General features: G+C 60.1%; 19 protein-coding genes. 4 read left to right on the forward strand and 15 right to left on the reverse strand.

Annotated features, from left to right (window positions below; genetic code table 11):
- Window positions 1-72: 72 nt before the first annotated feature.
- The 3 genes from cysS to H3L94_RS10830 all read right to left on the reverse strand — a co-directional run bounded on the left by cysS (window position 73) and on the right by H3L94_RS10830 (window position 2,563).
- Window positions 73-1,482 carry a cysteine--tRNA ligase gene (gene cysS / locus H3L94_RS10820; RefSeq protein WP_182122003.1) on the reverse strand — a complete coding sequence of 470 codons (1,410 nt, stop codon included), beginning with the start codon at window positions 1,480-1,482 and terminating at the stop codon, window positions 73-75.
- Window positions 1,483-1,554: 72 nt separating this feature from the next.
- The gene (locus tag H3L94_RS10825) at window positions 1,555-2,043 is read right to left on the reverse strand and encodes a hypothetical protein (RefSeq protein ID WP_182122004.1); all 489 of its coding nucleotides are present in this window, start codon (window positions 2,041-2,043) and stop codon (window positions 1,555-1,557) included.
- Between the two features lie 61 nt (window positions 2,044-2,104).
- Window positions 2,105-2,563, reverse strand: a complete 459-nt coding sequence (locus H3L94_RS10830) for a hypothetical protein (protein ID WP_182122005.1) — start codon at window positions 2,561-2,563, stop codon at window positions 2,105-2,107.
- A 287-nt stretch (window positions 2,564-2,850) separates the two neighbouring features.
- On the opposite strand from H3L94_RS10830, the gene H3L94_RS10835 reads away from it, so the two are divergent.
- Together H3L94_RS10835 and H3L94_RS10840 are read left to right on the forward strand one after the other, a co-directional pair.
- Window positions 2,851-3,468, forward strand: a complete 618-nt coding sequence (locus H3L94_RS10835) for a peroxiredoxin (protein WP_182122006.1) — start codon at window positions 2,851-2,853, stop codon at window positions 3,466-3,468.
- A 145-nt stretch (window positions 3,469-3,613) separates the two neighbouring features.
- Window positions 3,614-4,270: a YiaD family glycine zipper/OmpA-like lipoprotein gene (locus H3L94_RS10840; RefSeq protein WP_009119126.1), complete on the forward strand. Its 657-nt coding sequence runs from the start codon at window positions 3,614-3,616 to the stop codon at window positions 4,268-4,270.
- 114 nt (window positions 4,271-4,384) lie between these two features.
- On the opposite strand, the gene H3L94_RS10845 is transcribed toward H3L94_RS10840, so the two are convergent.
- From H3L94_RS10845 to rseP, 12 genes are all read right to left on the reverse strand, one after another.
- On the reverse strand, window positions 4,385-5,623 hold the full coding sequence (locus H3L94_RS10845; RefSeq protein WP_009119127.1) for a DUF3734 domain-containing protein: 1,239 nt from the start codon (window positions 5,621-5,623) through the stop codon (window positions 4,385-4,387).
- Between the two features lie 185 nt (window positions 5,624-5,808).
- Complete coding sequence (locus H3L94_RS10850; protein ID WP_182122007.1) at window positions 5,809-6,609, reverse strand: 3-hydroxybutyrate dehydrogenase; 801 nt, start codon at window positions 6,607-6,609, stop codon at window positions 5,809-5,811.
- A gap of 654 nt (window positions 6,610-7,263) precedes the next feature.
- Complete coding sequence (locus tag H3L94_RS10855; RefSeq protein ID WP_182122008.1) at window positions 7,264-8,136, reverse strand: prephenate dehydrogenase; 873 nt, start codon at window positions 8,134-8,136, stop codon at window positions 7,264-7,266.
- Window positions 8,137-8,189: 53 nt separating this feature from the next.
- Window positions 8,190-8,981: a 3'-5' exonuclease gene (locus H3L94_RS10860; RefSeq protein ID WP_182122009.1), complete on the reverse strand. Its 792-nt coding sequence runs from the start codon at window positions 8,979-8,981 to the stop codon at window positions 8,190-8,192.
- 116 nt (window positions 8,982-9,097) lie between these two features.
- Window positions 9,098-9,982 carry an alpha/beta fold hydrolase gene (locus tag H3L94_RS10865; protein WP_182122010.1) on the reverse strand — a complete coding sequence of 295 codons (885 nt, stop codon included), beginning with the start codon at window positions 9,980-9,982 and terminating at the stop codon, window positions 9,098-9,100.
- A 57-nt stretch (window positions 9,983-10,039) separates the two neighbouring features.
- Window positions 10,040-10,417 (reverse strand): DUF4870 family protein, encoded by a 378-nt coding sequence (locus H3L94_RS10870; RefSeq protein WP_009119132.1) that lies wholly within the window; start codon window positions 10,415-10,417, stop codon window positions 10,040-10,042.
- 96 nt (window positions 10,418-10,513) lie between these two features.
- Window positions 10,514-11,290, reverse strand: a complete 777-nt coding sequence (gene lpxA / locus H3L94_RS10875) for an acyl-ACP--UDP-N-acetylglucosamine O-acyltransferase (RefSeq protein WP_182122011.1) — start codon at window positions 11,288-11,290, stop codon at window positions 10,514-10,516.
- Window positions 11,291-11,399: 109 nt separating this feature from the next.
- Window positions 11,400-11,855 (reverse strand): 3-hydroxyacyl-ACP dehydratase FabZ, encoded by a 456-nt coding sequence (gene fabZ, locus H3L94_RS10880; protein ID WP_182122012.1) that lies wholly within the window; start codon window positions 11,853-11,855, stop codon window positions 11,400-11,402.
- Window positions 11,856-12,887, reverse strand: coding sequence for a UDP-3-O-(3-hydroxymyristoyl)glucosamine N-acyltransferase (gene lpxD, locus H3L94_RS10885; protein WP_009119135.1), 1,032 nt, complete (start codon window positions 12,885-12,887; stop codon window positions 11,856-11,858).
- A 14-nt stretch (window positions 12,888-12,901) separates the two neighbouring features.
- On the reverse strand, window positions 12,902-13,405 hold the full coding sequence (locus H3L94_RS10890; protein WP_182122013.1) for an OmpH/Skp family outer membrane protein: 504 nt from the start codon (window positions 13,403-13,405) through the stop codon (window positions 12,902-12,904).
- A 19-nt stretch (window positions 13,406-13,424) separates the two neighbouring features.
- Window positions 13,425-15,827 (reverse strand): outer membrane protein assembly factor BamA, encoded by a 2,403-nt coding sequence (bamA, locus tag H3L94_RS10895; protein ID WP_182122014.1) that lies wholly within the window; start codon window positions 15,825-15,827, stop codon window positions 13,425-13,427.
- A 2-nt stretch (window positions 15,828-15,829) separates the two neighbouring features.
- The gene (gene rseP, locus H3L94_RS10900) at window positions 15,830-17,173 is read right to left on the reverse strand and encodes an RIP metalloprotease RseP (RefSeq protein WP_182123169.1); all 1,344 of its coding nucleotides are present in this window, start codon (window positions 17,171-17,173) and stop codon (window positions 15,830-15,832) included.
- A 291-nt stretch (window positions 17,174-17,464) separates the two neighbouring features.
- Here rseP and H3L94_RS10905 point away from each other — a divergent pair, with 291 nt between their 5' ends.
- On the forward strand, window positions 17,465-20,173 hold the full coding sequence (locus H3L94_RS10905; protein WP_244958757.1) for an FG-GAP-like repeat-containing protein: 2,709 nt from the start codon (window positions 17,465-17,467) through the stop codon (window positions 20,171-20,173).
- 111 nt (window positions 20,174-20,284) lie between these two features.
- Window positions 20,285-21,004, forward strand: coding sequence for a septum site-determining protein MinC (minC, locus tag H3L94_RS10910; RefSeq protein WP_182123170.1), 720 nt, complete (start codon window positions 20,285-20,287; stop codon window positions 21,002-21,004).
- The last annotated feature ends 44 nt before the right edge of the window (window positions 21,005-21,048 follow it).

A 21,048-nucleotide genomic window follows, 5' to 3' on the forward strand; every position in this document is an offset into this window, starting at 1 on the left:
GGAAAGAAGAAACAGCAAACAGATAGGCGGCAAGTTTTCAGGTAGCCCGAAAGGCTACCTGAAAACCGATGGTCAGCCGCGCCGCCAAGTGGTGCCGCCGGCGCCGTCTTCCAAAATAATGTTTTCGGCGGTGAGCAGGTCGCGAATGCGGTCGGACTCGGCCCAGTTTTTGTCGGCGCGGGCTTGCTTACGCTGGGCAATCAAAGTCTCGATTTCCTCATTGGACAAACCGCCGGCGCTGCCGCTTTGCAAAAACGCCTGCGGTTCGCGTTGCAGCAGGCCGAGCACGCCGCCCAAGGCTTTCAGGCAGCCGGCCAATTCGGCGCTGTTGGTTTTGTTCACTTCATTGGCCAGCTCAAACAACACCGCCACCGCTTCTACCGTGCCGAAGTCGTCGTTCATGGCGGCGAAGAAACGGCGGGTGTAGTCGTTGGCGTTTTCACTGAGGGCGAAATCGGCCGGCGCGGTGTTTTTCAGCGCGGTATACAGGCGGGTGAGCGCGCCTTTGGCGTCGTCCAAATGGGCGTCGGAATAATTCAGCGGGCTGCGGTAGTGGGCGCGCAGGATAAAGAAGCGCACCACCTCGGCATCGTATTCTTTCAGCACGTCGCGGATGGTGAAGAAATTGCCCAGCGATTTGGACATTTTTTCGCCGTCCACGCGGATAAAGCCGTTGTGCAGCCAGTATTTGACATGGCTTTCGATGGTTTTGCCGCCGTGCTCGTGGCCGCAGCTGCCGCCGTGGGCGCCGCAGCTTTGGGCGATTTCGTTTTCGTGGTGCGGAAACTGCAAATCGGCGCCGCCGCCGTGGATGTCGAAGGTGTCGCCAAACAGCTCTTCGCTCATGGCCGAGCACTCGATGTGCCAGCCGGGGCGGCCGCGTCCCCAGGGACTGTCCCAGAAGTCGGCTTCGTTGGGCTTGGCCGCCTTCCACAGCACGAAATCCAGCGGATCGCGTTTGAAACCGTCCACCTCCACCCGCTCGCCGGCGCGCAAATCGTCCAGCGATTTGCCCGACAGCTGGCCGTAGGCGGCGAATTCGCGCACGGCGTAATACACGTCGCCGTTGTCGGCGGCATAGGCTTTGCCCTTGGCAATCAGGCGCTCGATCATGGCAATCATCTGCGCCACATGCTCGGTGGCCTTGGGCTCGACATCGGGGCGCAGCACGCCCAAGGCCTCGGCATCTTCGTTCATGGCGGCGATAAAGCGCGCGGTAAGCTCGGCAATGGTTTCGCCGTTTTCGGCGGCCCGGGCGATGATTTTGTCGTCGATGTCGGTGATGTTGCGCACATAGGTGAGCGGGTAGCCGCTGTGGCGCAGCCAGCGCGCAATCATGTCGAACACCACCATCACGCGGGCGTGGCCGAGGTGGCAGTAGTCGTACACCGTCATGCCGCACACATACATGCGCACGTTTTCGGGATTGAGCGGAACAAAGGCTTCTTTTTGGCGGGTAAGGGTGTTGTAAATATTCAGCATGGTTCAGTTCAAACGATAAAAGGGGCTACCTGAAAACCGTAATCAGGCTTTCAGGTAGCCTGGGGGTAAGCGTTAAGGGGCGTACCGGTCTGCGTTGACGTCGGCGGCCGCAGCGGCGGCCTCAGCGAGGCTGCAAGGTTCGCCCGAATAGGTGTAAAGCAGATTGCTGTGCCTGCGCGTGATCATGCCCGCCTCAGGGCCGCGGCTGTCTTCGCTGTAGCCGAACCACACTTCGGGCCGGCCTTCGCGGTTGAGGGCGATACGGGCGCGCAACTCCGTCCGAATCACGCCGGCATCCTGCATCTGCGGCGTAATGGTTTGTGCAAAGCGGCGCAGCTGCACCTCATACCAAGCGCCGCTATCGGCAGGGATGCACACTTCCCGTTCTGGCGCGATGCCGGGTGACGACGGCGGCCGCGGCTGGCTGCCGCCGGGATAAGTGACCGTGGTGTTGCCGCTTTGGCGGTACCGGCCGGAGGGCAGGTTTTCCAGCGGCGCAGCGAAGGCGTGGCTGCCCAGAGTCAGCAAGGCGACATACAGGCACAAGCGGAAAGATGGCATGGTCTCAGCTCGGTCAATGGTGGGCAAAGGCTACCTGAAACGACGGCGGCATAAGGCGCATTCAGTCTGCTGCTGCCGAAGGATCAAGAGGACAGGGTTGGCCCAAATAGCTAAAAAGCAGGTGGCTGTACAGACGGCTGATGCCCCCCAAATTCGGATTGCGGCTGACTTGGGTGTAGCCAATCCACACTTCGGGCCGGCCGGCCGAATCGGTACCCACGCGCGAGCGCACTTCTATCCGGTTAATGCCTTGCTCGCGCATCTGCGGGGAGAGGGCTTGCGGAAAGCGGCGCAGTTGTTCGGCATACCAAGCGCTGCTGTCGGTGGGCACGCATACCTCACGCACCAGATTGCTTTCAGACAATAAGGGCTGCATCGGTTTGCCACCGGAGAACGTGGTCACGGTCGCGCCGCTTTCGCGATAAAGTCCCGCCGGCAGATGGACCAAGGGGGCGGCAGTGGCGCTGAGCGCGGCAGTGCACCAGACGGCACACACGGTAACGCGGGTGGCGGAATGCATCGGCAGTCCTTTCTGAAAGACGGTCAATCGGCGTACGGCGCACGCGGGTTGGCCGACACCGGCGCATTGTAATGGATAAGCGCTGCGCCTCCAAACCTTTATGTATGGCACCAAGCGGCACCGACCTCGCCGTATCCCGACGCGGCACGCACAGCGCGGCAGGGCGGGCATGGGGTTAAATACATGTGCATCGGTACGGTTTTCCACTAAAATGAAGCTGCACTCGGCAGCCTGGGTCAGGCGGCTGCTGTTTTAAGCGTTTTCCCATTACCGTTCAGGAGTCCATTATGGCCGTATTGGTCAACAAACCCGCCCCCTTCTTTCACGGCGAGCGCAAAACATTCTGCGCCGTTTTGGGCAACGGCCGCATGAGCGAAGACTTCAGCTTTGCCGAAGCGGCCCAAGGCAAATATGCCGTGGTTTTTTTCTATCCGCTCGATTTTACCTTTGTCTGCCCTTCCGAAATCATTGCTTTCGACAACCGGCTGGCGGAATTCCAAAAGCGCAATGTGGAAGTGATCGCCGTGTCCATCGACAGCCACTTTACCCATGCCGCTTGGCGCAACACACCGGTTGAGCAGGGCGGCATCGGCCAAGTGGGTTTTACCATGGTGGGCGACATCACGCATGAAATCGCACGCGCCTACGATGTGGAAAGCGACGAAGGCGTGGCTTTGCGCGGTTCCTTCCTGATCGACAAAAACGGCGTGGTGCAGCACCAAGTGGTGAACAACCTGCCTCTGGGCCGCAATGTGGACGACATGCTGCGCATGGTGGATGCCCTGCAGTTCCATGAACAACACGGCGAAGTGTGTCCGGCCGGCTGGCAAAAAGGGGACAAAGGCATGAAGGCCGACGCCGAGGGCGTGGCCGCCTATTTGGCCGAAGCGGCCGGCAAACTGTAGGATTGGGTAAAAAACATCGGCCGCAGCGTAAAAGCTGCGGCTTTTTGACGCTTTTGGCGCTGCCGGCGCAATCAGCCTGCTATAGTGAAAGCGTTTTCCCGCCGGCCGGCACTTCGGCCAAACCATAATAAAGAAAGGAAGCGCCATGCAACTGAGCAAATCTTTACTGACCCTGACCACGGCAGCCGCCCTGGCCCTGAGCGGCTGCGTGACCGACCCGGTTACTGGCCAGCAAACCATTTCCAAAACCGCGCTCTACGGCTTGGGCGGCGCAGCGGCCTGCGGCGCCGTCGGCGCGATTACCCACGGCGGCAAAGGCGCCCGCAATGCGGCCTTGGGCTGCGGCTTGGTGGGCGCGGGTGTCGGCGCGTATATGGATGTTCAGGAAAAACGCCTGCGTGACGAGCTGGCAAACACACCGGTGGAAGTGGAGCGCCAAGGCGACCAAATCAAGCTGACCATGCCCAGCGGCGTGACCTTCGCCACCAACAGCGCCGCCCTGAGCGGCGATGCCGTCCAATCGCTAAACACCGTGGCCGGCGTGTTGTCGCAATATCCGGAAACCACGATTACCGTGGCCGGCCACACCGACAACACCGGCGGCGACCACATCAACAACCCGCTCTCGCAACAGCGTGCGCAATCGGTGGCCAATTATCTGCACAGCCGCGGCGTGGCGGCCAACCGCATCAGCACCGTGGGCTACGGCTCACGCTCGCCGATTGCCAGCAACGCCACCGAAGCCGGCCGTGCGCAAAACCGCCGTGTAGAAATTCTGATCAATCCGGCGCCGGCCCGCTGATCTTGTCCGTCTGTCGCCCGGCAAACGCCAAAGGCTACCTGAAAAACTTTTCAGGTAGCCTTTTGTTTGATGTGTCCGGATTTTAGGAAATCGTAGGAAATTGGCAGACGGGATTTAACGCCCTTTTTGCGACATCTGGCGCCGTTTGTCGTGGATATCGTGGGTAACGAAAATTTCGTCGTCCGGCGGCAGTTCGAACCAATCGGTATGGCGGAAAGTCTGCGCGATGTCGTGCAGGCCGCTGTCCCAATGGTCGTGCATGGTATTGCTGCTGAATTCGTAATCTTTGTGTCCGCGCTCGTAGCTTTTCTTGCGGTAAATCAGATGGATGACATTTTTCACGCCCACATCGGCCAGCGCTTCGGCTTCGGCAATCGCCCGCCGTGCGGCTTGGTTTTTCTTGTCCGGAATCATGGCCAACAGCTCTTTGATCAGACGGTTGTAGCGCAGGCGCTGGCCCATCACGTCGGTAATCATGCGGGTTTTGCTGGAGTACTGGATGTCTTTGATCCGCTCGTCGATGGCTTTCATGTTGTCGGGCAGATTACCGCGCGCATCCCACAAGTCCACTTGGAAAATCAGCTGTTTGAGCGATTCTTCATGCTCGAGAATGTCGTTGAGCGGGGTGTTGGACACCATGCCGCCGTCCCAATAAAATTCGCCGTCTATTTCCACTGCGGGAAAACCGGGCGGCAGCGCGCCGGAGGCGATGAAGTGCTCGTAACGCAGTTCTTCGTTTTCGTTGCAGAACACGGCGTAGTTGCCGCTGCGCACGTTCACCGCGCTCACAGAAACCCGCATCACGTCGGGGCGGTTGACCAAATCCAAATCGCAGAAACGTTCCAGCGTGCGGTAGAGCTGGTCGGTGGTGTAATGGCTGAGGTGGTTGGGCGTGGTATTAAAAGGAATCTGGTAGCGCGGTTTGAAGAAGCCGCGCTGCCCCTCCAGCATGGTCTGGAAGGCCTCGGTACTGCTTTCCAAAGTGCGTAACTGCTGTTTGAGGAAGGAGTTTTCAAATACATGGGGAAAGGCGTGGGCCACACCGGGAATCTGCTCCCACCAGCCGATGTGGCTGAGCATGTATTTATAAGGATTGAAGGCGTCACTGGTGTAGTTGCGGCGGGTGATGGTTTCCCAAAAGCCACGCAGGGCTTCGATCCGCTTTTCCGGCGGGTTACCGGCAATCACGGCCGTGTTGAGCGCACCGATGGAAATGCCGGAAATGCTGTTGATGCGGATGCCGTTGTTGTGGATCCCTTCGTAAATCCCGGCCTGATAGGCGCCGAGTGCGCCGCCGCCCTGCAACAGCAGAGTGATGCGGTCGTAAGGCTTGACGGCTTCTTGCAAAGACATGCTGATTCCTTTCTGATGGCTGTTAAAGGCTACCTGAAACCACTGCCGTTTCAGGTAGCCTGTTTTATCGTTATTGAAAAGTAAGAAGGATACGGCGTTGGCTGCGCCTTGCCGTACTCTCTGCGGCTGGCCGCCTTGCCTCCTTCTTATTTTATTCGACTATATTTGTGGTTTACGGTCAGTATTTATTTCATGTGCCAACCGTGGCCGGCCAAGAAAGACTGGCCGGTAAAGACATTGGTGGGGAAGGCCGCCAAAAACAGGGCCAGCTGGGCAATATCCTGTGTGGTGGTGAATTCGCCGTCCACGGTTTGGCCGAGCATGATGTTTTTCACCACCTCTTCCTCGGTAATGCCTTTTTCTTTGGCCTGCTCGGGAATCTGTTTTTCCACCAAAGGCGTTTTCACAAAGCCGGGGCAAATCACGTGCGAGCGGACCTGATGCGCCGCGCCCTCTTTGGCCAACACGCGGCACAGGCCGAGCAGGCCGTGCTTGGCGGTGACATACGGGGCTTTATACAGGCTGGCTTCGTGCGAATGCACCGAACCCATATAAATGACCGTGCCGCTGTTTTGTGCATACATATGCTTCAGCGCGGCTTGGGTGGTGAGGAACGCGCCGTCCAGGTGAATGGCCAGCATTTTTTTCCAATCGGCCAAAGACAGCTTGTCGATGGGGTTGATGATTTGGATGCCGGCATTGGACACCAGAATGTCCAAACGGCCAAACGCCTCGGCCAAACGGTCGGTGCCGGCCTGCACCGCGGCCTCGTCGGTCACGTCCATCGCCACGGCCATGGCACGGCCGCCCTCGGCGCAAATTTCTTCGGCCGCCGCTTCGGCGGCAGCCGGGTTGATGTCGGCAATGCCTACCGCCGCACCGGCACGGGCATAGGTTTGCGCAATATCCTTGCCCAAACCGCTGGCCGCACCGGTGACCAAGGCCACTTTACCGTTAAGATCTTGGGATAAAAATCCGTTTGCCATCTGGCTGCTCCTGAGTGTCTGTTCGCAAAGGCGGCTATTGTAGGCAAATCGTTGCGAATTGAACAGACAAAAAAATGCGCACATCTTGCAATGTGCGCCCAAGTCTACAAAGGAGAAATAGAGGAGAAACTGTCAAGTAATCATGCTGACCACCTAACGAAGCGAATTATAAGAAAGTGAAACGCAGAAAGCAAGCGCTTGGTCGATAATTTATCTTTACTTTACCAATTCATGCGCGACTCCGAACAAAATAGTGTGTTTTGTTTTCCTTATGCGCCACTTATGCGCTATCCCCCGGCCGCTCGGCACAGCCATGCCCCGCACAGAAAAAAGTCGGCAACAAAACGTCCGTCATCAGGAATTTTGCGCAAAAAAATGCGCACATTTTGCAATGTGCGCCCAAGTCTACAAAGGAGAAATAGAGGAGAAACTATTGAAACGGCATTGCTGTCGCTTCAATGGCTGGCATTTTGCGCGTTCGCACCGAAAACGTCAAGCTTAAATTTCGATTTTTTGCACCAATCAGTAAAAAAGCAACACAGCTGCCAGATAATCCGCTTGCCCGCCTGTTTCTCTTGGCGGAATCTTCCAAATCGAATCCAATTGGCAATATTTATTTTCGAATCCGAATATTTAAGCCAATTGCCGATCCGCTCAGCGGTTTTGCCAATCTTCCCGCGCCCGGCTGGCGACCCGGAAGAAATCCAATAAGGCAGCCCGGTTGCCGTCCCGCAGCCATTGCTGCAAGTCGGCCAACTCCTGCTGCTGGGCGCTCAGCAAAGCCAGCAGGCTGTCGCGGTTGGCCAGCGTGATGTCGGCCCAAACCGTGGGCGAGCTGGCCGCAATGCGGGTGAAATCGCGAAAACCCGAGCCGGCAAAATCCAGCCATTTGGCGCTGTCGGCGGCCGTCGCCACTTGATGCATATAGGAATAGGCCAGCAAATGCGGCAGATGGGAAACGGCGGCAAAAACAGCATCGTGCTCTTCGGCGCTCAGGCAACAGGTTTGCGCGCCCACCGCCTGCCACAGCGAAGCCACACGCGCCAAGGCCGCGGCATCTTGCCGATCGTGCGGACACAACACCAGTTTTTTGTCTTGAAACAGGCCGAACTGGGCCGCCAAAGCGCCGTGGCGGTCGGAGCCGGCAATCGGGTGGGCGGCCACACAGCGGGGCAGGTGTTGCGGCAGGTGCTCGGCAAAAGCCGCCAAGGCAGACTGTTTGGTGCTGCCGACATCGCTGACCAGGCAGTGATCGGGCAGCAGCGGCGCCAATGTTCGGCACAAGGCCGGCAAACTCGCCACCGGCGTGGCCAACAACACCAAATCGGCGCCGGCCAGCACATCGGCTTGCACGGCGGTGTGGGCGCTGTCCACCACGCCGCGCTCCAATGCCCGCGCCAAATTGTCGGCATCCAAATCGATGCCGGCCACTTCGCGCACCAAGCCTTTGCGCTTCAAATCGAGCACAAAAGAGCCGCCGATCAGACCGACGCCGATTAAAACGATGCGTTGCAGAGGGATCATCATGAAAGAAATGGAGAGGGAGGCCTGGGGCTACCTGAAAACGCTGCCGCCTGCCATCAATGCCACGCAGCCAGAAATTCCTGCCAATGCGCTTTGCCGGCCTGGGTTTTCAGGTAGCCTTTGAGGCGCTTGATTTCCACCTCATACTCGTCGGCATCCATCGCGCCGCTCATCAGGCGGAAACGCAGATACATTAAATAGGTGTTGGCGGCATCGGTTTCGCAATAGTCGCGGATGTCGCGCAGGCGGCCGGCATGGAAGGCTTCCCACACGCGGCTGCCGTCCATGCCCAGCTTACCGGGAAAGCCGCACAATTTGGCCATATCGTCCAAAGGCACGGCGGCGCGCGGCTGGTAGAGGGCGAGCAAATCCATCAAATCGCAATGGCGGCTGTGGTAGCGACTGATGTAGTTGTTCCATTTGAATTCTCGGCTGTCGCCGAAATCGCCCTCGCCCATGTCCCAATAGCGGGCGGCGGCAATGCCGTGAATCAGGGCGCGGTAGTGCAGCACGGGCAAATCGAAACCGCCGCCGTTCCAGCTCACCAGCTGGGGGGTGTATTTTTCGATCAGCTCGAAAAATTTGGCAATCACGGTTTCTTCGTCGTCGCCGATTTCGCCGATGGTGCCGATGTGGAGGTGGTCGCCTCCCCAGCGCATGCAGCAGGAAACGGCCACCACTTGGTGCAAATGGTGCTGCATGAAATCGCTGCCGTTGTGCGCACGGCGTTTCTGTTGGGCGAATGCCACTACCTCGGCCGCAGGCACGTCGGCCGGCAAATCCCACAGCAGGCGGATGCCGTTCACATCGGGGACGGTTTCGATATCGAAGGCGAGAATGGGCGTCATGATGCGGCTTTCGAAACAGACGGGGAACGGGCGGATTGTGGCACGGTTTGCGGCAACAGGCTACCTGAAAAGCCGGCGAATCAGCACCCAAGACGGCTAAGTGAGCCGTCGGCTTTTCAGGTAGCCTGTACCTGCCGCCAAAAACGGTTGGCGGCCTCGGCCAACTCCTGCGGCGCTTCCCATTGCAACATATGGCCGCTGTGGGGAATACGCACCCGTTCGGGGCGGCCGAAATCCTGATAACGCCGCTCCAGCTCTTCGCCCAGCATCTGCAGATAATGGTTGTGCGGCACCTGCCCGCCTTCCACCCACAAAACCGGCGCTTGAATGTTTTGCCAATGATGGCGCACCACGCTGAGGCGGTAGGGTTGGGGCTGCGGAATTTTGTGCTTGGCGTCGGCGCGGTACACCACGCGGCCGTCGGAGCGGCGGCGGGTGAGCGCATCGGCCAGAAAAGCGGCCTGCCGGGGGCTGATCAAGGGATTGCGTTTCTGCAACTTGGCCGCCACGCCTTCGACATCGGGCAACACAGGCCACTGCGGCGGCTCGGCAACGGCGGCGAGAAAATCGCGGCTGCGGCGGTCGGATTCGGCCACGCTGCCGTTTTCTATGCCGAACCCTTCTACCACAATCAGGCTGCCCACCCGCTCCGGCACCGCGCCGGCATAATGGGCGGCCAGCATGCCGCCCATGCTGTGCCCCAACAGGTGCAAGGGCTGCTCCGGGCTGATGAGGCGGCCGAGGGCGTGCAGGTCGGCCATCATCAGGGCGCGGTCGTAATGGCCGTGGACTTGGTGTTCGGATAGGCCAAAACCACGCCAGTCGGGAGCATAAACATCATAATCGTGCAGGCGGTCGGCCAAAAATTGGAACCCGGCGCCGCAATCCATCCAGCCGTGCAAGAGCACCACTTTCGGCCGGCCGGGCGCGGGCCAGCGGCGGATATGCAGCCGCAAGCCGTGCAGGGTGTGGAATTCGGAAACAGAAACTCGTTCAATCATCGGGAAATCGCAGCAGCAGGCTACCTGAACTGGCAGCCCTCAATGTGAAGCGGCCGACTATACGGTCCAGCCGTCAGCATGGATGGCTTGGCGCTGATGCAGCCGGAGCAAGCCGGCAATCAGGCGGTAAACGTGCCAAATGGTCACCAACACCGCCAGCGGCCAGCCGATCAACACCAGCAGCAAAGGCAGGCAGATCAGGTAGCCCAGCAGGCTGAACCAAAATGTGCGGATCAGAAAATGCAGGTGGTCGAAATACGGCGTGCCGCGCAGTTCGTTGCGGCGCAAATAGGCCATGATCACGCCCACTAGCGTGCCGGTGCCGCCGCTGATGAGGCCGATGAAAAAGGCCGCATACGTGAGATAAACGTATTGGCGCACGCTGTCGTCTTCCCGCTTCAAGGGCACGGGCGAACGGAATTGGCTTGGGTTCATGGTTGGGCTCCACGGCAAGCGGCCGGAAACCTTCGTCAACGCTTCAGGTAGCCCGAAGGGTTTTCGAGGCTACCTGAAACCTGGCAACAGAAGGGGTCAGCGGATGACGCCGCGGCTGGAGGCGGCGAAGAAATCTTTGAATACCGCCAGCTCGGGCGCGCTGTCGGCCCGCTGCACAATTTCGGCTTTGGCCTCTTCCAGGCTCAGGCCTTGGCGGTAGAGCAGTTTATACACTTCTTTCACGCGGGCAATCTGCTCGGCGGAAAAGCCGTTGCGGCGCATGCCTTCGCTGTTCAGCCCGGCCGGCTCGGCGCGGTAGCCCGAGGCCATCACATAGGGCGGCACGTCTTTGTGCACGCCGGCGGCAAAGGCGGTCATGGCATAGGGGCCGATTTGGCAGAACTGGAACACCAATGTGTAGCCGCCGAGCACCACATAATCGCCGATGGTAACGTGCCCGGCCAGCGAGGCGTTGTTGGCGAAAATGGTGTGGCTGCCCACCACGCAGTCGTGCGCCAGATGGCAATAGGCCATGATCCAGTTGTCGTCGCCGACGCGGGTTTCGCCGATGCCGGTGACGGTGCCGAGATTGAAGGTGGTGAATTCGCGGATGGTGTTGCCGTTGCCGATGATCAGGCGGGTGGGTTCGTCGCGGTATTTTTTGTCTTGCGGGACGGCGCCGAGGCTGGCGAACTGGAAGATTTTGTTGTGCTCGCCAATAGTGGTGTGGCCTTCAATCACGGCGTGGGGGCCGATTTCGGTACCGGCGCCGATTTGCACATGCGGGCCGATAACGGCGTAAGGCCCGACTTTGACGCTGGAATCGAGCTCGGCTTTGGCATCGACCACGGCGGTGGGGTGGATAAGGCTCATGACATTCTTTCCCGGCCCAAGCGCCGGTGCCGCACACACAGCTTGAAGGGCCGCACGGATGTGTTTTCAGGTAGCCTGACTCACGGCAGGCTACCTGAAAACACTGGGTTTATTTTTCTACGGTGCGTTTGGCACACATGATTTCGGCTTCGGCGGCAATCTGGCCGTCCACTTTGGCCACGGCCTTGAATTTTCCGATGTCGCGCTTGTGGGTGATGACTTCCACTTCAAACACCAGCTGGTCGCCCGGCACCACTTGGCGCTTGAAGCGGGCGTTGTCGATGCCGACGAAAAAATAGATTTCGTCATCGTTGCGGCCGCCGCGGCTGAGAATGGCCAAGGTGCCGGCGGCCTGCGCCAGCGCTTCGATGATCAGCACACCGGGCATCACCGGAAAACCGGGGAAGTGGCCTTGGAAAAACGGCTCGTTGATGGTGACGTTTTTGATGGCGGTCAGGGTTTTTTCCGGCTCGTAGGCGGTGACGCGGTCGATCAGCAAGAAGGGATAACGGTGCGGCAGCAGTTGCTGCAGGGTGCGGATATCGATGGGCAGGTCGTGTGCCATTTATTTTTCCTTTGCGGGTGTGTCCGCTGCGGCCTCCAAGGCTTTCACGCGGCGGTGCAATTCATTCAGGCGGCGCAGGTGCACGGCGTTGCGCACCCAGTCTTTATGGGTTTGCAGGGGGTAGGAGCTGGCGTAGTAATCCGGCCGCTCAATAGAGGCGCTGACCAAGGTGCCGCCGCCGATGAAGGTTTTATCGGCCACGTCGATGTGGCCCACAAACATGGCGGCACCGCCGATTTGGCAATAGGCGCCGATGCGGGTGCTGCCGGCAATGCCCACGCAGGCAGCAATGGCGGTGTGCGCGCCGATGCGGACATTGTGGGCGATTTGCACGAGGTTGTCGATTCTAGCACCGTTCTCCACCACGGTGTCTTCCAGGGCGCCGCGGTCTATGGTGGTGTTGGCGCCGATTTCCACATCGTCGCCAATCAGCACGCCGCCGATTTGCGGGATTTTGTACCAGGCTTCTCCGGTCCAGGCATTGCCGAAGCCGTCGGCGCCGATGACGGCGCCGGCATGGATTTCCACCCGCTTGCCGATACCGCAGCCGGCATAAACGGTGACATTGGGGTGCAGCACCACACCGTCGCCCAACACGCAGTCCTCTTCCACCACACTGTTGGCGCCGATGCGGCAGCCTTCGCCCAACACCACATTGGGGCCGATGAACACATTCGCGCCGATTTCGCAGCTGGCCGGCACGCGGGCACTGGGCTCCACCACCGCGCTGGGGTGGACGCCCGGCCGCAGCGGCGGCACGGGATGAAACAGACGGGTGGTTTGGGCGAAATACAGATAGGGGTTGCGGCAGACAATCAGGTTGCGCCCGCCCAGCTCGGCAGCGGTTTGCTCGTCCACAATCAAAGCTTCGGCGCGGCTCTCTTGGGCGGCGGCCAAATGTTTGCTGCCGGCCACAAAGCTGATGTCGCCGTCGGCCGCCAAATGCAAGGGCGCGATCTGCGCCACGGCCACATCGCGCCCTTCAATACGGCCGCCGAGCGCGGCCGTGATGTCAGACAGTTGTTTCTGCATCTTTCAGGTAGCCTTTATTGGCGGTTGAGCTCGCGGATGACTTCGTCGGTAATGTCAAACTTGCTGTTCACATACACCGCATCGCGCAGAATGACGTCGTAGCCGCCGCGCTGCGCCAGCTGCTCAATCACCCGGTTGGCATTGTGCTGCAAAGCGGCAAACTCTTCATTGCGGCGCAGATTGTATTCTTCCGCCAGCTGGGCGGCCTGGCGCACCAGATTGCGGTCCAGCTCGATCAGGCGCTGTTCGGTGCGGCGGTATTCCGCCGCACTCAGCCGGCCGCTGTCCAAACGCGCCTGCAAAGACACGCCTTGGTCGCGCAGCTGCTGCAAAGCCTGCTGGCGGCTGCCGAACTCGTTTTGCAGTGTGGTTTGGATTTGCTGCGCTTGGGTGGACTGGCGATACACCCGCTCGGTATCGATAAAACCGAGTTTCTGCACCCCTTGCGCCAACGCAGAAGAAACCAGCAAAGGCAGCAACAGGGCGGCGGCCAAGCGGGTGGGAGTCAACTTCATCATGCCCGATTCCTCACAACAATTAGAAAGTGGTGCCCAACTGGAATTGGAAGCGTTGGACTTGGTCGCGGTCTTGACGTTTCAGCGGGAAAGCATAGCTGAACTTCATCGGACCCAAAGGTGAGAGCCAAGTCAGCGCCGCACCGGCGGAATAGCGCAGTTCGTTGCTGAAGGAGGATTTGTGTTCGCCTGTGTAGTAGCCATTGCTGCCGTAGGGGTTGCTCACGTCATAGGCACGGTTGTTATACGTTTTACCGTCCCACACGCTGCCGGCATCGGCAAACAGGCTCAGACGCACCGAACGTTGGTCTTTGATGCCCGGCAGCGGAAACAGCAGCTCCGCCGAAGCGAAGGCTTTATAGGTGCCGCCGTAATTGACGGTAGAGCGGTTGCCTACGGAATCGGATTCATAAACCTTGGGACCCAAAGAGCCGCTCTCGTAACCGCGCACGGAACCCAAGCCGCCGCCGTAGAAATTGTTGAAGAAGGGCAGATTGGGGGTACCGCCGTAGCTGCCGGCATAACCCAACTCACCGCTGAGCATGAGGGTGAAGTTTTTGCTGAGCGGGAAGAACCAGCGTTGGTCGTGGGTGAAAATATAGTATTGCAAATCGCCGCCGGGCAGACCCAAATCGGCATTCACGCTGGTGATGTAGCCGCGGGTCGGCCACAGCGCGTCGTCGGTGGTGTTGCGGCCCCAGCCGACATTGCCTTTCAAAATCCAGTTTTTCTCGCCGTGGTCATTGATGAACTGGCGGTAGCGGTAGGGCTGGAATTTCGGATCTCCGTGCAGTTTTACCTGCAGGTGCTCCACGCCCAAGCCGAAATTGACGCGGTCGTACTCGGTCACCGGCACGCCCATACGCGCGCCGAAGCCGACACGGGTGGTTTCGTAATTATTGGAGCCGCTGCTGCTGCTCTCCGCTTTGTAGGGCATAAAACCGCGATAATACACATCGTAACCCAGGCTCACGCCGTCAGCGGTGAAGTAGGGGTCGGTAAACGACAGAGAAGCGGTGTTTTGGGTTTTACCGCGCGCCAAACGCAGGCTGACGGATTTGCCGGTGCCGAACAGATTGTCTTGCGACACGCCGGCCGACAGCACCAAGCCGGTGTCCTGCACCCAGCCGGCAGCGATTTCAATCGAGCCGGTAGAGCGCTCTTTTACCGCCACATCCACATCCACCTGATCCGGGGTATTCTCTACCGGACGGGTTTCCATGGTCACTTCGTCAAAGTAGCCCAACAGTTGGATGCGCTCTTTGGAGCGGTTGATTTTGGCCGAATCGTAAGGCGCGGCTTCCAACTGGCGCATTTCGCGGCGGATCACTTCGTCGCGGGTTTTGTTGTTGCCGGTGATGTTGATCTGGTTCACATACACTTTACGGCCGGGATTCACCACCAACACGAACTCAACGGTTTGGTTGGCCGCGTCAGGCTGAGGAAGCACGGATACCTGATTGAGCGCATAACCGGCCTGACCCATACGATCTTGGATGGCGCGCAGGCTGTCCACCATCAGTTCGCGGTTATACCACTTGCCGGCCCGCATGGTGAGCAGACCTTCCAACTCCTCTTTCGGCACCTCGCGGCTGTCGCCTTCGATGCGCACCTGACCCCAACGGTAGCGCGGGCCTTCGTGCACTTTCACCCACAGCGTTTGCGCGGTTTTGTCTTCGTTGAAGCGGACATCAGCATCCTCCACCCGGCCCTCGAAGTAGCCTTCGTTTTGATAAAACTCAGTGATGGATTGCAAATCCTGCCGGAATTTCTCATCGGAAAAACGGTCGTCTTTCGACAGCCAGCTCAACCAACCGTTTTCATCCAGCTGCATCTGGCGGCGCAGGGTGCGCGCGGAGAAGGCCTGGTTGCCTTCAAACTGGATTTCGCGGATGTGGGTGGTGTCGCCTTCGTCAATATTGATGGCGATGTCCACGCGGTTGCGCGACAGGCGGTTCACTTGCGGCGTGATTTTCACCGCATATTTGCCGTGGTTGGTGTATTCCTGCTGCAGCGCGGCCACTGCCTGGCTCAATACGGCCTGATTAAAGGGCTGGGATTGGCCCAAACCGAAAGTATCCAAATTCCTTTTGATGGCATCGCTGGGCAGAACCTTGCCGCCGGTAACGGTAACGCTGCTGATCACCGGGCGCTCCACCACCGTCAGCAAGACCTGATTGCCCAGGGTTTCCACCCGCACATCGTCAAACAGGCCGGTGGCATAAAGGTTTTTAATGATTTGCTCGCTGTCGCCGTCGGCAAAAGTGCCGCCGATTTGGATGGGCAGGAAACCGAACACGGTTGCCGGCTCGGTACGCTGCAGACCTTCGATGCGGATGTCCTGAATGGTAAACGGATCGGCCGCCAGCGCCCAAGACGACAGGCCGGCCGCAATCAAAGCGAAAGAGAGTTTGTTCAGTTTCATGGTTATCCAAATAAGCGGGTAATATCGTTGAAGAAAGCCACCAGCATCAGCATGAGCATCAGCGAGAGTCCGATGCGGATGCCCAGCATCTGCACGCGCTCGCTCACGGGCTTGCCCCGAATCCATTCGGCGGCATAATACATTAAATGACCGCCGTCTAAAACAGGTATCGGCAGCAAGTTCAAAATCCCCAGGCTGATGCTGATGACCGCCAGAAACTCCAGATAGGCCGGCAAACCGGCATCGGCGGTTTTGCCGGCATAGTCGGCAATGGTCAGCGGGCCGGAAATGTGGCTGATGGAAGCCTGGCCGGTGAGCAGGCGGGCGAACAGCTTGCCGGTCAGCACCGTATAACTGTAGAGCCGCTCGGTACCCAGCAGAAAGGCTTGGCCCACCGAAGGCCGGTAATGACGGGTATTTTGCTCGGCCCAGGCTTGGTTGCTCCGGCCGCTGAAACCCGCAAAGCCGTAGCTTTTGCCGCTGCCGTCAGGCTTGGCGTCCGGCCGCAGAAAGGTTTGCCGGGCTTGGCCGTTGCGCACGTAGTCCACGCTCAGCCGGTCTTGCGGGTGGGCGCGCACAATGGCGGTTACATCCTGCCAGGTGGCGGTGGGCTCGCCGTTGACCGCTACGATGGTATCCCCTTTTTGCAAACTGGCGCGCGCGGCTGGCGAATCGGGCGCCACCGTCTCCAGCGTGTTCTCCACCTTAAACGGCACCAAGCCGAAATAGCCGCCGCGCTTGGCCGCTTGCGCCGCCTGCGGGGTGTCGGCCACATCAATCGAACGCTCGGCGGCGCGGCCGTCGGCATCGCTGACGGCTACCTGAACGCGGCCGGCTTCCAAATTGATGATGATTTCGGCCTGGGCGTCGCCCCAATTGGCAACGGCTTTGCCATTGACACTGTGGATGGTGTCGCCGGCTTGGAAACCGGCCTGCTCGGCAATCGAACCGCGCTCCACCGTGCCCACCACCGGACGGATTTCTTTCACGCCGAAGGTGCTGAAAGTCAGCGTATAGAGCAACACGGCCAAGGCCAGATTGGTGAGCGGGCCGGCGGCCACCACGGCGATGCGTTTGGCCGGGTGCTGCTTGTCGAACGCATAAGGGAGATCGGCCTCGGCCACATTGCCTTCGCGGGTGTCCACCATTTTTACATAGCCGCCCAGCGGAATCGGCGCCAGACACCATTCGATGCCGCGCCAGCGTTTTTTCAAAAACGGTTTGCCGAAGCCCACGGAAAAACGCAGCACCTTGATGCCGCACCAACGCGCTACCAGCAAGTGCCCCAGCTCGTGCAGGCTCACCAAAATCACAATCGCCAGCAAAAACGAGCCGACAGTATGCAGCAAAGACATGACTTCCTTAATCATCTCAATGGAACGGCATCAGGCTACCTGAAAGCCGCATCTTGCCGTTTTCAGGTAGCCTAAACCGTGCCGTTCCCGGTTATCGAAACGGCGGCCGAGCTTGAGCGTCCAAACCCTGCCCGGCCGGCACAAGGGGCGGATTGTATAGTATTTTCCGCAAGATGAAAAAGCGGGCCGCTGCCGAGCAAAGGCAAACCGCCGCCCTTTAAGCCGGGCGAAAAACAGGGGATAATCCGCCTGTCTTGAATATTGCTCCGCTTCATGCCGACCATGCCGCCACTCGAACGCCTCCCCACCCGACACGACCCGCGCTGGGCGGTTTTCGCCCTGCTCACCACTTTTGTGATTTGCGGCATGACGCTGTGGGGCTTTAACCGCAGCCCGCTTCAGGTAGCCTTTATCGTGTCGCTGTGCGTGCTCTTGGATATGGGCCTGCATTATCTGTTGCGCCGCAAAACCCTGCTCGTGCCCTTAAGCGCCGCCATCACCGGCATGGGTTTGTCCATTCTCACCAACTTTGCCCACGGCCTGTGGCTGGCGGCCATCCCGCCGTTTTTCGCCATCGCCTCCAAATATGTGTGCACCGTCAACGGCCGCCATGTGTACAACCCCGGCCTGTTCGGCGTCATCGCCGCGCTCACCCTCAGCCAGGGCATGATCACCCCCGCTCCAGCCTACCAATGGGGCGGCTCGGGCGTGACTGCGTTTTTCGTGGTGACCGCCGCGCTGATGCTGTTTGCCCTCAATATCCGCCGCAGCGCGCTGATTGTGTCGTTTTTGGTGTTTTATGCCGTCCAGCTGGCCTTGCGCGCCTGGGTGCTGCAACACCATCTGCCGCCGGAAACCCTGTTTTTGGGTGCCTTCTCCTCGCCGGCGTTCTATCTGTTTACCTTTTTCATGATCACCGATCCGCCCACCTCGCCCAACTCGCGCCGCGGCCAGGTGGGCATGGCTCTGTTTATCGTGGTGGTGGATTTGCTGCTGCACCGCATTCAGAGTTTTTCCACCCTGTTTTACGCCGCCTTTGCCTATTTCACCCTGCGCTGGGCGTGGCTGTGGTGGCGGCAGGGGCAAACACCGTGGCGCACGGTGCTGCGCCAACAAGGGCGCGCGCTGGCGGTGATCGCCGCCCTCGGCCTGGGCGGCTGGGGCCTATACCGCGCCAACCATGCTTTCGGCAACGCCGACGCAGCCGGCTTCCACCTCACCGAAATCCCCGCCGCCGTCAGCGGCATCGGCGGCCAACCCGGCGACATCTGGCAGCGCACCGACCCGCGCATGCACCATGTGGCCAAATGGCTGTTGTCGGTGGGCGATGCCGCCGCGGTGGCCGATGTCGATCTCGACGGCCTGCCCGACGTCTTTCTCACCCAACCCCTCAAAAGCGAGGCCGACCGCGCCCAACTGTGGCTCAACCGCGGCGGTTTCCGCTTCGAGCGTTTCGATTTGCCCATGCTCGACGCACAGCGCAGGCTACCTGAACAGCACGGCCTGATTGCCGCCGCCACCTGGTTTGACATGGACAACGACGGCGATGCCGATTTGCTGCTGGGCACCGGTTTCGGCCCGGGCCGTTTGTTGCGCAACGATCTGATCGAAACCGGCCGCCTCGGCTTTAGCGACATCAGCCGCGAAGCCGGGCTGGACGCCTACCAAATCAGCGTCTCCACCAATGTGCTCGACGCCGACCAAGACGGCCGGCTGGACGTCATCGTTACCAACATCATGCAGCGCCACCTGCCCGACTATAACCGCCCCGTGCGCTACTCCATCTTCCGGCTACCTGAAGCCGAATACGAGGGCGACCGGCGCATGTTCAACGTGATGCACCGCTCCTGGCACAATGCCGACAACGCCGACGAAAACTGGCTCTACCGCAACCTCGGCCAAGGCCGCTTTGCCGCCGCGCCCGCCGCCGACAGCGGCTTTGGCGGCCGCCGCTGGACCATGGCCACCGCCACCGGCGACCTCAACGACGACGGCTGGCCGGATATTTATTTCGCCAACGACTTCGGCCCCGACCAACTCTATATCAACCGCCAAGGCCGCGGCTTCAGCCCCGTGCAAGGCCGGCTCGCAGGCAGCATCGGCCGCGACACCTACAAAGGCATGAACGCCACCTTCGGCGACCTCGACGACAACGGCCGCCCCGACATCCACGTTTCCAATGTGCACCACAAACTGCAGGCCGAAGGCAGTCTCTTGTGGATGAACCACAGCCAAGCCGGCGAACACAGCCCCGACATGCTGCGCGACGAAGCCGGCCGCCGCAATGCCCTCAACGAGCGCCGCTTCGGCTGGGGCGCTGCCTTCGTTGATCTCAACCGCGACGGCCGCTTAGACATGCTGCAGGCCAACGGCATGGCCGACAACGCCTACGACCCCGGCGAAACGCCCTGCCCCGACTACTGGTATTGGAACGCCCAAATCGCCCTCACCGGCCCCGAGGTACACGGCTATGCCGACCGCTGGGCCGATGTGCGCGGCCGCTGCATCTTCGGCCACGAAGCCAACCGCGTGTATCTCAACCGCGGCGATTATTTTGTCGATGTGGCCGAACAAGTGGGCTGGACGCAAAAAGGCACTTCGCGCGGCATGATTACCGCCGACTTCGACAACGACGGCGATGCCGATGTGTTGGTCACCCACATGACCGCCCCGCCCAGCCTCTACCGCAACGACAGCCAGGCCGCCGGCTGGCTGGGGCTGGAATTGGTGGGCGACGGCCGCCGCTGCAACCGTGACGCACTGGGCAGCAAGGTGCAGTTGCTGCCGCAAGCCGGCCTGACGGCGCAACACCGCGAGGTGTACGCCAACAACGGCTTTGCCGCGCAAAACGACCGCCGCATCCTGTTCGGCCTCGGCAAGGCGGCGGTGGCGGAAGTGCAGCTCGACATCCGCTGGTGCGGCCGCGACGACCTGCGCCAAAGCGTGCGCCTCGCGCCGGGCCGCTATCACCGCATAGTGCAGCAGCCTTAATGCGGCACGGCAGCAACAGGCTACCTGAACATCCTCCCTTTTCAGGTAGCCGATTGATGCGCTGTGGATAAAACGGTAAACTCCGCCCGTTTAACACCCGTCTGCTGCCTGATGAAACCCGCTTTCGACATCAAATCCGCCCGCCTCGACGCCCTGGCGGTGCAACTCAACAGCCCCGATCCGGCGGCCGTCCGCCAGACCTTGGAAGAGCGGGCGGCGCAATACCGCGCGTTTGCCGATATGCCGCTGCTGTTGGATGTTCAGACGCTGGACGACCCCGATACTTTTGACTTGGGCAGCATTCTCGATCTTTTCGCCCGCTACGGCCTGCGCTTGGGCACCCTGCGCCACGCCGACGAACAATGGCTGCCGGTGGCCCAAGCCTATCATCTGGCGTTTTGCGGCCCTTCGCGCAACGAAGAAAAAAGCATTCCCCTGCCCGAAGCGCCGCCTGCGCCGCCCGCTGCGGCCGCCCCGCCGCCCGTAGTCGGGGCGCGCAAAACCTTGGTGGTGGAACGCCCCATCCGCACCGGTCAGCAGGTGTATGCCGAAAATGCCGATTTGATTGTGCTGGGCATGGTCAGCGAAGGCGCGGAAGTGATTGCCGACGGCCACATCCACGTTTACGCCCCGCTGCGCGGCCGCGCCCTGGCCGGTGCCGACGGCGACCAAAACGCCCGTATTTTCGTGCAGTCCATGCAGGCCGAACTGGTGTCGGTGGCCGGCATTTACCGCACCTTCGATCAAGACCTGCCTGCCCATCTGCACCGCAAAGCCGTGCAGGTTTATCTGCAGGAAGGCCGTTTGGTAGTAGCCGCCCTCGGCGACTGACAGCCCGAAACCTTTGCCCCCATTTGCAGAGCATTTCCGCGTTG

Source organism: Neisseria shayeganii (genome assembly GCF_014054965.1).
GTDB lineage: Bacteria > Pseudomonadota > Gammaproteobacteria > Burkholderiales > Neisseriaceae > Eikenella > Eikenella shayeganii.

Bases quoted from the DNA above. Each gene is read 5' to 3' on its own strand.
- bamA (WP_182122014.1), bottom strand. From the start codon at position 15,827: ATGAAACTGAACAAACTCTCTTTCGCTTTGATTGCGGCCGGCCTGTCG.
- H3L94_RS10830 (WP_182122005.1), bottom strand. From the start codon at position 2,563: ATGCATTCCGCCACCCGCGTTACCGTGTGTGCCGTCTGGTGCACTGCC.
- lpxD (WP_009119135.1), bottom strand. From the start codon at position 12,887: ATGCAGAAACAACTGTCTGACATCACGGCCGCGCTCGGCGGCCGTATT.
- lpxA (WP_182122011.1), bottom strand. From the start codon at position 11,290: ATGAGCCTTATCCACCCCACCGCCGTGGTCGATGCCAAAGCCGAGCTC.
- minC (WP_182123170.1), top strand. From the start codon at position 20,285: ATGAAACCCGCTTTCGACATCAAATCCGCCCGCCTCGACGCCCTGGCG.
- H3L94_RS10870 (WP_009119132.1), bottom strand. From the start codon at position 10,417: ATGAACCCAAGCCAATTCCGTTCGCCCGTGCCCTTGAAGCGGGAAGAC.
- cysS (WP_182122003.1), bottom strand. From the start codon at position 1,482: ATGCTGAATATTTACAACACCCTTACCCGCCAAAAAGAAGCCTTTGTT.
- H3L94_RS10850 (WP_182122007.1), bottom strand. From the start codon at position 6,609: ATGGCAAACGGATTTTTATCCCAAGATCTTAACGGTAAAGTGGCCTTG.
- H3L94_RS10865 (WP_182122010.1), bottom strand. From the start codon at position 9,982: ATGATTGAACGAGTTTCTGTTTCCGAATTCCACACCCTGCACGGCTTG.
- H3L94_RS10825 (WP_182122004.1), bottom strand. From the start codon at position 2,043: ATGCCATCTTTCCGCTTGTGCCTGTATGTCGCCTTGCTGACTCTGGGC.
- H3L94_RS10835 (WP_182122006.1), top strand. From the start codon at position 2,851: ATGGCCGTATTGGTCAACAAACCCGCCCCCTTCTTTCACGGCGAGCGC.
- H3L94_RS10860 (WP_182122009.1), bottom strand. From the start codon at position 8,981: ATGACGCCCATTCTCGCCTTCGATATCGAAACCGTCCCCGATGTGAAC.
- H3L94_RS10845 (WP_009119127.1), bottom strand. From the start codon at position 5,623: ATGTCTTTGCAAGAAGCCGTCAAGCCTTACGACCGCATCACTCTGCTG.
- H3L94_RS10890 (WP_182122013.1), bottom strand. From the start codon at position 13,405: ATGATGAAGTTGACTCCCACCCGCTTGGCCGCCGCCCTGTTGCTGCCT.
- H3L94_RS10840 (WP_009119126.1), top strand. From the start codon at position 3,614: ATGCAACTGAGCAAATCTTTACTGACCCTGACCACGGCAGCCGCCCTG.
- H3L94_RS10855 (WP_182122008.1), bottom strand. From the start codon at position 8,136: ATGATGATCCCTCTGCAACGCATCGTTTTAATCGGCGTCGGTCTGATC.
- fabZ (WP_182122012.1), bottom strand. From the start codon at position 11,855: ATGGCACACGACCTGCCCATCGATATCCGCACCCTGCAGCAACTGCTG.
- H3L94_RS10905 (WP_244958757.1), top strand. From the start codon at position 17,465: ATGCCGCCACTCGAACGCCTCCCCACCCGACACGACCCGCGCTGGGCG.